9 protein-coding genes are annotated in these 10,366 nt (G+C 64.1%); 3 read left to right on the top strand and 6 right to left on the bottom strand.

All coding sequences use genetic code 11. From position 1 onward, the window contains the following. Window positions 1–382: 382 nt before the first annotated feature. Both tyrS and FGL95_RS09095 read right to left on the bottom strand, forming a co-directional pair. Entirely contained in the window at window positions 383–1,654 is a 1,272-nt protein-coding gene (gene tyrS / locus FGL95_RS09100; RefSeq protein WP_338079769.1) for a tyrosine--tRNA ligase, read from the bottom strand. Continuing rightward, on the bottom strand, window positions 1,651–2,277 hold the full coding sequence (locus FGL95_RS09095) for a DNA-3-methyladenine glycosylase (protein WP_420838031.1): 627 nt from the start codon (window positions 2,275–2,277) through the stop codon (window positions 1,651–1,653). Before FGL95_RS09095 ends, tyrS begins: the two co-directional genes overlap by 4 nt. Window positions 2,278–2,372: 95 nt before the next feature. Here FGL95_RS09095 and FGL95_RS09090 point away from each other — a divergent pair, with 95 nt between their 5' ends. Genes FGL95_RS09090 through FGL95_RS09080 form a run of 3 tightly spaced genes read left to right on the top strand, consistent with a single transcriptional unit; the run spans window position 2,373 to window position 4,467 of the window. Further along, window positions 2,373–3,098, top strand: coding sequence for an ABC transporter ATP-binding protein (locus FGL95_RS09090; protein WP_169585864.1), 726 nt, complete (start codon window positions 2,373–2,375; stop codon window positions 3,096–3,098). Between the two features lie 2 nt (window positions 3,099–3,100). Further along, window positions 3,101–3,856, top strand: coding sequence for an ABC transporter permease (locus tag FGL95_RS09085; protein WP_169585863.1), 756 nt, complete (start codon window positions 3,101–3,103; stop codon window positions 3,854–3,856). After that, window positions 3,853–4,467, top strand: a complete 615-nt coding sequence (locus tag FGL95_RS09080; RefSeq protein ID WP_169585862.1) for a TetR/AcrR family transcriptional regulator — start codon at window positions 3,853–3,855, stop codon at window positions 4,465–4,467. Before FGL95_RS09085 ends, FGL95_RS09080 begins: the two co-directional genes overlap by 4 nt. Here FGL95_RS09080 and FGL95_RS09075 read toward each other — a convergent pair. The 4 genes from FGL95_RS09075 to FGL95_RS09060 form a co-directional block, all read right to left on the bottom strand. Next, complete coding sequence (locus FGL95_RS09075) at window positions 4,459–4,680, bottom strand: Trm112 family protein (RefSeq protein WP_169585936.1); 222 nt, start codon at window positions 4,678–4,680, stop codon at window positions 4,459–4,461. The genes FGL95_RS09080 and FGL95_RS09075 overlap by 9 nt on opposite strands. Before the next feature lie 27 nt (window positions 4,681–4,707). Further along, window positions 4,708–7,665, bottom strand: a complete 2,958-nt coding sequence (locus tag FGL95_RS09070; protein WP_420838030.1) for an AMP-binding protein — start codon at window positions 7,663–7,665, stop codon at window positions 4,708–4,710. A 63-nt stretch (window positions 7,666–7,728) separates the two neighbouring features. After that, complete coding sequence (gene argH / locus FGL95_RS09065) at window positions 7,729–9,153, bottom strand: argininosuccinate lyase (RefSeq protein ID WP_169585860.1); 1,425 nt, start codon at window positions 9,151–9,153, stop codon at window positions 7,729–7,731. Beyond that, entirely contained in the window at window positions 9,150–10,349 is a 1,200-nt protein-coding gene (locus tag FGL95_RS09060; protein ID WP_169585859.1) for an argininosuccinate synthase, read from the bottom strand. Before FGL95_RS09060 ends, argH begins: the two co-directional genes overlap by 4 nt. Between the last annotated feature and the right edge of the window lie 17 nt (window positions 10,350–10,366).

Below are 10,366 nucleotides of genomic sequence, written 5' to 3'. Positions count from 1 at the left end.
AAGAATGAGAAAGACAGCAAAACCAATAACTAATTGGCACTGACATTCATCGACACACTGTTGAGTTCTCAAAGAACACGCACACACCATCACACCCACACTCAGCGGGTCCTCCGGGGCAACCGTTCCAGCCTAACCAATCAACCCCCAAGAGTCAAAGACGCGCTCGAACCTTTACGTTCGATGACTCCGGGTTTTCAAAGCGCTCGACCGTCCAACCTCGTTTCCCAGGCCTTTCGGTCCGGGTCGGTGTCCGTGTCGCTCTGACTTGAAGAAAGTTACGCGACGGAGAACAACAAATCAAATCGCCTGGTCGCGGCTGAAAATCCCAGTTCAGCGGCGTAAGGTGCGCGATCGCCGACCGGAATTACAACAATGTGATTCAGGGCACTAGTTCGATACCCGCGAAGTTGCGCTTCCCGCGCCGCACCACGAGCCAACGATCGTGCAGAAAATCAGCAGGTGCGGGCGCCCACGCCTCGTCGCTCACGCGCTGGTTGTTGACCGACGCGCCACCCTCCTTGACCGCTCGACGCGCGGCGCCTTTGCTCTCACACAGTCCACTGCTCACGAGGAGATCGACGATCGTGCTCGGCTCCCCCGATCGCAGCTGCGCCACCGACGCCTCCCGCAATGCGGCGGCAAGGGTCGGTTCGTCCAGTTCGGCGAGTTCTGCCCGACCGAACAACGCTTGACTCGCGAGTTCCACCGCTCGCGTGTTCTCTGCGCCGTGCACCAGCGTCGTCATCTCGGCAGCCAATCGGCGCTGGGCCTCACGAGCGTGCGGACGCTCGGTGGTCGCCGTCTCTAGTTCGGCGAGTTCGTCGGCCGACAGGAAGGTGAACCACCGCAGGTAGCGGATGACATCGGCATCTGCCGTGTTCACGAAGTACTGGTACCACGCATAAGGACTGGTCATCTCTGGGTCGAGCCACAGGCTCCCGCCACCTGTCGATTTGCCCAGCTTCGTACCGTCCGCGGATGTGACGAGCGGTGTAGTCACCGCGTGTGCAGTCCCGCCTTCGACGCGGCGAACGAGGTCGACGCCGGCGATGATGTTCCCCCACTGATCGGAACCACCGACCTGAACGCTGCAGCCATGGTTTCGCCACAGCTGCAGAAAGTCGTTGGCCTGCAACAGCATGTAGCTGAATTCGGTGTAGGAGATGCCATCGCCGTCCAGCCGACGTTTGACGACATCGCGCGACAGCATGACGTTCACCGAGAAGTGCTTGCCGACATCCCGCAAGAAGTCGATGACATTCAGCTGCCCGGTCCAGTCGAGGTTGTTGGCGATGACTGCACCCGTCGGGGACTCGTCGAACTCGACGAACCGCTCCAGCTGGGAACGGATTCGCCCAGCCCACTCGGCGACCGTATCCGCCGAGTTCATCGTCCGCTCCCCCACGTCGCGCGGATCGCCGATGAATCCTGTTGCGCCACCTGCCAACACGATCGGACGATGCCCAGCTTGCTGAAAACGTCGCAACATCAACAGCGGCACCAGGTGACCGGCATGCAGGCTCGGCGCGGTCGGATCGAAACCTGAATAGACGGTCAGGACGCCGGCGTCGCTCGCAGCGCGGAGCGCATCGATATCGGTGGACTGAGCGATCAGGCCGCGCCAGGTCAATTCGTCGACGATGTTGGTCACGCTGTCGATCCTTCCGCAAGGCCCACACCGGGCGCACGTGGGCTTCGCCGGTACGTCGAAACCGCGGGCGATCCCGGCAGCCACAGCCGCCACGGCCGGTCGGCCGCCGTGCTGATCCCGACCCGCGGACCAGCGGCCCACTCGGTCACAGGGTCCAGCGACAGCTGGATCCGAGCGTCCGCTCCGAACAGGCAGGAACCGTTGTCTTCCAGCGCAATTCCGAGCGCATTGCCGAGATTCCCGGGCCCACGAGCAAGGTCCGCGGGCCGGCGAGCAGTAGGTCGGCGGGCGAACGCGATGTCCTCGCCGTCGACCACCTCTGCGGATCGAAGTAGTACCGCGCCCGCAACACCGGGCGGACTACACGTCACGTTGAGACACCGGTGCATCCCGTAACTGAGATATACGTACAGGCACCCAGGATCGCCGAACATCACGGCATTGCGCCGAGTCGGACCCGGATAGGAATGCGATGCCGGATCCGGCCACGGACCGCCTGGATCGGTCCCGTAGGCCTCGACCTCGACGATGCGCACGACCACCCCGTTCGCCGACAGTGTGCCCCCGAGGATCCGGCTGGCGGCGGTCACCGGATCGACGCCATCGAACTCTCGAAAAGTCACGTCACTGATTGTGCCCGACCTCTTGACCTGCACCGTTGCAGGGTCTATAAATTCACTACGTGATGAACTCATCACCTGATGAATTGGAGCAAGCGATGGACACTACCGTCCGTACGGACGCGATCGTGATACGAAATCTCAGCGTCAAAAGAGGTAAGAACCCCGTGCTGCGCGACGTCAGCCTGACGGTGCCGCGAGGTTCGATCACTGGCCTGCTCGGCCCGTCTGGATGCGGAAAAACCACTCTGATGCGCAGCATCGTCGGCACCCAGATCGTCGAATCAGGCGAGCTGACCGTGCTCGGCGCTCCCGCCGGCTCGAAGTCGCTGCGTTCGCAGGTCGGCTACGTGACCCAATCCCCCAGCATCTATCCGGACCTGACGATCCGCCGCAACGTTGCCTACTTCGGCGCTCTGTTCGGTAAGTCGTCTGCCGGCGTCCAAGAAGCAATCGATGCAGTCGGCCTGACGGCCTACGCCGATCAACGCGGAGACGAGCTGTCCGGCGGGCAAAAGACCCGCGTCTCACTGGCGTGCGCACTGGTCGCAGAGCCGGAGCTGCTGATTCTCGACGAGCCCACCGTTGGACTCGATCCCGTTCTGCGAGTTGAGCTTTGGGAACGCTTTGCGGCGATAGTCGCCAAGGGCTCTACCCTGCTCGTGTCGAGCCACGTGATGGACGAAGCCGAACATTGCGACCAACTGCTGCTGATGCGCGAAGGTCGACTGCTCGCGGAACTTCCACCCGCCGAACTGCGCGAGCGCACGGGTGAAGAAAGTATGGAAAACGCATTTCTCGCGCTCATTCGTAGTGGAGCATAAGCATGAACGCCAAGGCCTACGCCGCGACAACTGTCCGAATCCTGGAGCAGCTCAAGGCAGATCACCGAACAGTCGGCATGATCGTCGCCGTCCCGGCACTCCTCATGACCCTGCTGTACTTCATATATCAGAACTACCCGGGTGCCCCGAATCAACCGCGACTGTTCGATCGCGTCGCGATCAGCATGCTCGGCATCCTCCCGTTCGTGCTGATGTTCCTGATCACCGCGATCGCCATGCAGCGCGAACGCGCATCGGGAACGCTCGAGCGCCTCATGACCACTCCATTGTCGAAATTGGACCTGCTCGCTGGCTACGGATCGGCGTTCTCGTTCGCAGCTGCCATTCAGGCGGCCGTCGCGTGCACGGTGACCTTCTGGTTCCTCGGCTTGACCTCGCAGGGCAGCGTCGCGCTGGTCATCCTCGTTGCGATGGTCGACGCCGCGCTGGGAGTGGCGCTCGGCCTGCTCGCGAGCGCATTTGCCCGAACCGAGTTCCAGGCCGTGCAATTCATGCCGATCATCGTCCTGCCGCAATTCTTCCTGTGCGGGCTGCTCGTGCCGCGAAACTTGTTGCCAGGCTGGCTCGAAGCGATCAGCAATGTTCTTCCGCTCAGCTACGCGGTCGACGCCCTGAACCAGGTCGCGACCCAGACTGGCGCGACCGGGCAGATGTGGCGGGACCTCGCAGTCGTCGCCGGATTCGCCATCGTCGCGCTCTGCCTGGCAGCGGCGACCCTACGCCGCCGGACGCCATGACGGCCGAAAGCGCCACCGCTGAGCCGGCCCGAACCGGAAGGCGGCCCGGCCAGTCGGGTACTCGTGAGGCGATCTTGAACGCGGCACGGGTCCGATTCGGCGAAGTCGGCTTCGACAAAGCGTCCATCCGGTCGATCGCCGCCGAAGCAGGCGTCGACTCGGCACTCGTGCACCACTACTTCGGCACCAAGCAGGAGCTGTTCGTCGCCGTCGTCCAACTACCCATGGATCCGCGAATAGTGTTGCAGGCAATAGCAGCTGCGCCACTGGACAATCTCGGCGAGCACCTGCTGCGGACCGTCGTCGGCGCTTGGGACTCGCCCGCAGGGATCGGCATACTCGCCGCGTTCAGAAGTGTGATCGGCGGCGGGGACACCACGCTGTTCCGCACCTTCATGCTCGAAGTCGTGCTGAAGGACGTTCGCGAACGCGTCGACAACCCGAAAGGCTCGGGCCAGAAGCGCATTGCTCTTGTCGCGTCGCAGATGATCGGCTTGCTCACCGTCCGCAAGGTCATAGAGATCGAACCGATCGCATCGATGTCGGTCGACGAACTCGTCGAGCTGGTTGCCCCAACCGTCCAGCGCTACCTGACCGGCGACCTACCCTGAGGCGCTTGTACCCCGAGCGACGTAGTCCTCGTGCTGAGCATCGTCGGCAACGTCGCGCGCTTCGTCGATCAGCAGGACCGGAATCCCGCTCTCGATCGGATACGCGCGACGCAGCCGCGGGTTGTAGAACAGCTGGTCCTCGCGAACGAGCAGCAGAGGCCCTTTGTCCTGCGGACACACGAGAATGCTCAGCAGAAACGGGTCGAGCTCCAATTCGGATTCCACGCCCCAGACCCTACGTCAGCCCGTGGACTCGGTTGGAAAGAGCATTGCCGCGACCTCCGCTGTCAGCTCCTTGTATGCGCCATCGTGCGGTTCGTACGCCCAAGTGGTGGGTCCCGGTGCGGGCATGCCACGTGCCGCGAGAGCGCGGTTGCTCGGCCGGTAGGTCGAGCTGAGGGCGATCTCGTCGACGACGTGAACCAGGTCCGGGCGGTCGGCCGGTGCAAGCTCGCGAATCGCCGACGTGACTGTGTCCGCTTCCAATTCGGCACCCTTGTGCAGCGTGACCGCCGCGACAGCGAGGGTCCGGCCGCCGACCTCGACGCCGTACGCCACGGCCAGGTCGACCTCGGGAATCGAGTCGAGCAAGTCGATGATCGGCTGCGTGAACACCGGCCCGCGAGCGGTCTTGACCACCGTCTTCTTGTTGTCGACCAGCCAGTAGTCACCGTCGGCGTCACGACGGAAAAGATTCTCCGTAGGGATCCACGCGTCGCCGCGATCGAACACCCCACGCATCGCCGCACCGCCGGCGAAGGCACCGTCGGTCGCGGCCTTGCTCATCAGCAGGCCCACCTCGTCGGTCTCGCAACGGCGGACGAAGCCGTCGTCCTGCTCGATGAACTTTCCGGCAACCGCGTCGTAGGCGGCGAGTTCGACGTGAGCGGTGCCCGGAACCGGCCGCCCCTTGCAACCAGCCTTGATACCGGAGACGTTGGCCAGAACGACGTCGCCCTCGATGGACGCATAGAACTCGAGGACCCGCGCAGGCTTGAACCGCTCGGTCGTCTCGTACCACAGGCCGACCGGCATGCCGGAACCGATGAACAGCCGAATCGGGTGGTCGCGCCCGATGGCGAGCGACTCCGCAGCGAGAATCTCGCGCATCATCGTCCACGTGTAGGTCACGACTGTGACGCCGTAGCGGTGGATCTCCTCCACGAACTTGTCCGGATCGAGCCCGCGACCGAGCGCGATCCGAGAACCACCCGCGACCGCGCCACCGACGCTGACCAACAGTCCCGACGAATGATGCAGCGGCGCAAGACAGTACACCGTGTCCTGGCGGCCCAGATTGGCGGACGTCGCGGTCCCGAACGCCGACAGCGCCCAGCGGTGGTTGGTGACGGGTTTGAGCTCCATCCGGTCGCCGACACCGGCTACCAGGATGAAGGCGAGTTCGCGCGCAAGCCCTGGATTCGGCTTGTACCAGGCCGGAATCCGGACCGCGCCGGGATCGATCTGCTCGAGGTCGATCACCGTCTCGACCTCGACATCGAGACCGCGATGCTCACCACCACCGAGGACGAGCACCTTGATGCCCGTCGCTGCGGCGCTCTTGAGATTGTTCGGATCGGTGACGAGCGTGTCGATACCGCTCAATTCGATCGCAGTCGGGAGGTCCGTACCAGGAGGCAGCAGGACCGCAACGGCACCCAGCCGCGACAAGGCAGCGATCGTGACCAAGGCACTGGGGCGAGTCTCCATCAACACGCCAATTTGCGCAGACGGTCGTACGCCGACACTGATGAGGCCGCGAACGACGTTGTCGATACGCGTATTCACGGCCGCGTTCGTGTGGACCCGATCGTCGAAGAGGAAGCACTCTCCCAACGGTGCCCGCCTGCCCTGTTCGGCAAGCAACGAACCGAAAGAAATTTGCGTGTGCGGCTGAATCTGGCCCAACCGCGCGAGCCGGGGCAGTGCTCGGGCCGCTTCGCTCGACATGCCGATCGTCCCGCGGAACGCACCTTGGGCAATGTTCGCGATCTCACGACCGATGCCTGCGGTCACTTCTACGACCGATGTGGCCGTCGCTGCGAATTTCGAACCGGCCGAACCCGGACTCGACGCGCCTTCGTCATAGCTCATTTCGTAGATCAGCTCGGGTCGCGGACCGAGATCCTCACGCCATTGCACCCAGTCGGCGACGGCCGGCCACGTGATGGTCGCGGCCTTGGTGCCGACGACGAGTCCGAAATGACCTGCCCGGATGTCGGCCTCGAACACCTCGGCATTCGGCGCGGCACGACGAATGCCGCGAACCGCTGCCGGCTGACCGATATCGTCGACCTCGCCGACGAAACTCAGGATCGGGATCGTCAGATCCGCCAGCGAGATGACCTGATCGCGGACCACGAAGCCGCCGGACATCATCCGATTGCCGACCACGAACTGCTTGAGCAAGTCGGCGATGGCCGGCCCCGAATACGGGACCCAGCCCTCGTTGGACAGGAACCGCCGCTGCTGCTCGCGCGGCAGCAGCGCCTCACGATCGTGCAGCTGACGGACGAAATCGATGCGGGATTTGACGGTCTTGATCGGGTCCAGCAGTTGGAAGCCGGTTTTGACCATGGTGTCCGAGATCGACAGGCGATTGAACACGTGATCGGCGAGGAACTCGGCGCCCTTGGTGGCGAATTCGACGGGAACACCGAGCGGCATGTTGGCTGCCGCGTCGACCGGGCTGCCGAACGTCATGATGCTGGCGATGTTCTCGCACTTGCGGAACGCCGCGGCTTGGTAGGTGAACATGCCACCCTGCGAATAACCGGCGATGTGGACATCGCGCTTCGTCCGCCGATGGATATCGTCGATTGCGTCGCTGACGGCGACAATGTGATCGGCGAGGTCGCGCTCCCAGCCGCCCTCTTCGGTGGCAGGCGAGCCGAAGTCGACGACCCACGGATCGAGACCGGCTCGGTGCAGAATGCCGACTGCCCCGTCGCTGGTGACGTCGTAGACATCGGCCGACACCATCAGCGGCGGAACGAGCAAAACCGGCGGCAGGGTGCCGACCTCGGTCTCGGGATGATAGTGGCGAAGCTTGTACATCCGCTTGCGCTCGACAACGTCGAAAGGCGAGGCGACCTCACCCGTGTCGAGACCGCCGAGCCGCATCACCTCTAGCCCGTTCTGCGCGGTCGCGATCAACCGCTGCAACGGTCCCATCACCTTGTCGGGATCCAAACTCACCACGGCATACTCCCAGCTAACAGCGGCCTTTCGGCTCTGTATTGGCACGTCCGTTAGAGCTTCTCACACGGAGTCAGCCGACCATCGGCGATGGGCAACCGCAGTTTCCCGCACTCCACCGAGTTGCTTCGCGACTTGAATCCCGGCGGTGCCACCGCGGGCATCACGCGAGGCGATCGAACCCGCGACCGTGAGCACCGCACGAACATCGGGCGTCAACGCCGGGTCGATCGACGCGAACTCCTCGTCGGTCAACTCGTCGAGACCGACGCCGCGCGATTCGGCCTGCCGAACGCACGCGCCCGCCGCTTCGTGCGCGACGCGGAACGGCACGCCGTTGCGGACGAGCCACTCGGCGATGTCGGTCGCCAAGGTGAAGCCGGCAGGCGCGAGCTCGGCCATGCGGTCCGTGTGGAACGTCAGCGTCGACACCAAGCCGGCGATCGCGGGTAGCAGCAGCTCGAGCTGGGCAACCGAATCGAACAGCGGCTCCTTGTCTTCTTGCAGGTCACGGTTGTAGGCGAGAGGTTGCGCCTTCAACGTCGCAAGTAGACCGGTGAGGTTGCCGATCAACCGCCCCGCCTTTCCGCGGGTGAGTTCGGAGACGTCCGGGTTCTTCTTCTGCGGCATGATCGACGAGCCCGTCGACCACGCGTCGGCCAGCGTGACGTACCGGAATTCGGGCGTACTCCAGATGATCACTTCCTCAGCCATGCGGCTCAGATCGACCGCGATCATCGCGAGAACGAACGCCGCCTCTGCCGCGAAGTCGCGCGACGAGGTCGCGTCGATCGAGTTGTCTGCCGCCGCATCGAACTTCAACTCGGCGGCAATCGCGTCGGGATCCAGTCCGAGCGAGCTGCCCGCCAGGGCTCCCGATCCGTACGGCGAAATTGCGGCGCGCTTGTCGAAGTCTTGCAAGCGAGCAATATCACGCAACAACGGATGCGCATGAGCAAGCAGGTGATGCGCCAGCAGCACGGGCTGAGCGGCCTGCAGATGCGTCTTGCCGGGCATCACCGCGTCGGGATGCGCGGCAGCCTGCGTTGCAAGGGCATCGACGACATCGAGCACTCCCCCAGCTACCCGCCGGACCGCGTCACGCAGCCACATCCGGAAGAGCGTCGCGACCTGATCGTTGCGCGAACGACCAGCGCGCAGCCGCCCACCGAGCTCGGCACCGACCCGGTCGATGAGGCCGCGCTCCAGCGCGCCGTGCACGTCCTCGTCGGATTCGGCCGGGGCGAACTCGCCCGACTCGACATCCCGTGCAAGGCGGTCGAGACCGTCGAGCATCGAAATCAAGTCCGCGTCAGTGAGCAACCCAGCCGAGTTCAACACCCGGGCGTGAGCCTTCGATGCTCGGATGTCGTACGGCGCCAACACCCAGTCGAAGTGCGTCGACTTGCTCAGCGCCGCCATCGCCGCCGCGGGACCGGACGCAAAGCGCCCGCCCCACAGCGCGCCGGTGTTGGTCGAGGAGGTCACTGCCCGCGATCCCGCTTGGCCGCAATCTTGGACGAAAGTCCGTGCAGCTGAACGAATCCCTTGGCCGCCGACTGGTCGAAGGTGTCGCCCTCGTCGTAGGTCGCCAGGTTGAAGTCGTAGAGCGATTCCTTGCTGCGACGGCCGTTGACGATGATGCCGCCCGCGTGCAGTACCAGCCGGATGTCGCCGGTGACGTGCTCCTGCGTATTCGCGACGAAGGCCTCCAGCGCGTTCTTCAGCGGCGAGAACCACAGGCCGTCGTACACCAGCTCGCCCCAGCGCTGCTCCATCTGACGCTTGTAGCGGCCGAGTTCACGTTCGAGGGTGACGTGCTCGAGCTCCTGGTGCGCGGTGATCAGCACCATCGCGCCGGGAGCTTCGTAGATCTCGCGGCTCTTGATGCCGACGAGCCGGTCCTCGACCACGTCGAGGCGGCCGACGCCCTGCGCACCAGCGCGAGTGTTGAGTTCCTGAATCGCCTCGAGCACGCTGACCTCGCGGCCGTCGATCGCGACCGGCTTGCCTTGCTTGAACGAGATGATCAGCTCGTCGGGTGCATTGAAGTTGACCGTCGGGTCGACGGTGTAGTCGTAGACGTCCTTCGTCGGCGCGTTCCAGAGGTCCTCGAGGAAGCCCGTCTCGACCGCGCGGCCCCACACGTTCTGGTCGATCGAGAACGGCGACTTCTTCGTCACGTTGATCGGGATGTTGTTCTCTTCGGCAAAGGCAATCGCCTTCTCCCGGGTCCACGCGTAGTCGCGGACCGGCGCGAGAACCTGCAGGTCAGGCGCGAGCGTATTGAATCCCACCTCGAAGCGGACCTGGTCGTTGCCCTTACCTGTGCAGCCGTGGGCCACAACGGTTCCGCCGTGCGTCCGGGCAGCCGTGACGAGGTGCTTCACGATCAGCGGACGACTGATGGCCGAGACGAGAGGGTAACGGTCCATGTAGAGGCCGTTGGCCTTGATGGTCGGCAGGCAGTACTCGTCCGCGAACTCGTTGCGTGCATCCATCACCACGGACTCGACCGCGCCGCAGTCGAGGGCGCGCTGCCGGATGACGGACATGTCCTCGCCGCCCTGACCGAGATCGATGGCGACACAGACCACTTCGGCCCCCGTCTCCTTGCCGATCCAGCTGATGGCGACGGATGTGTCCAACCCGCCCGAGTAGGCGAGTACGACGCGCTCGGTCATTGTTTTGTGCTCCTTCT

Origin of the sequence: Antrihabitans stalactiti (assembly GCF_012932915.1) — a bacterium.
Classification (GTDB): Bacteria; Actinomycetota; Actinomycetes; order Mycobacteriales; family Mycobacteriaceae; genus Antrihabitans; species Antrihabitans stalactiti.
This window is presented reverse-complemented; position numbering and strand designations above follow the sequence as displayed.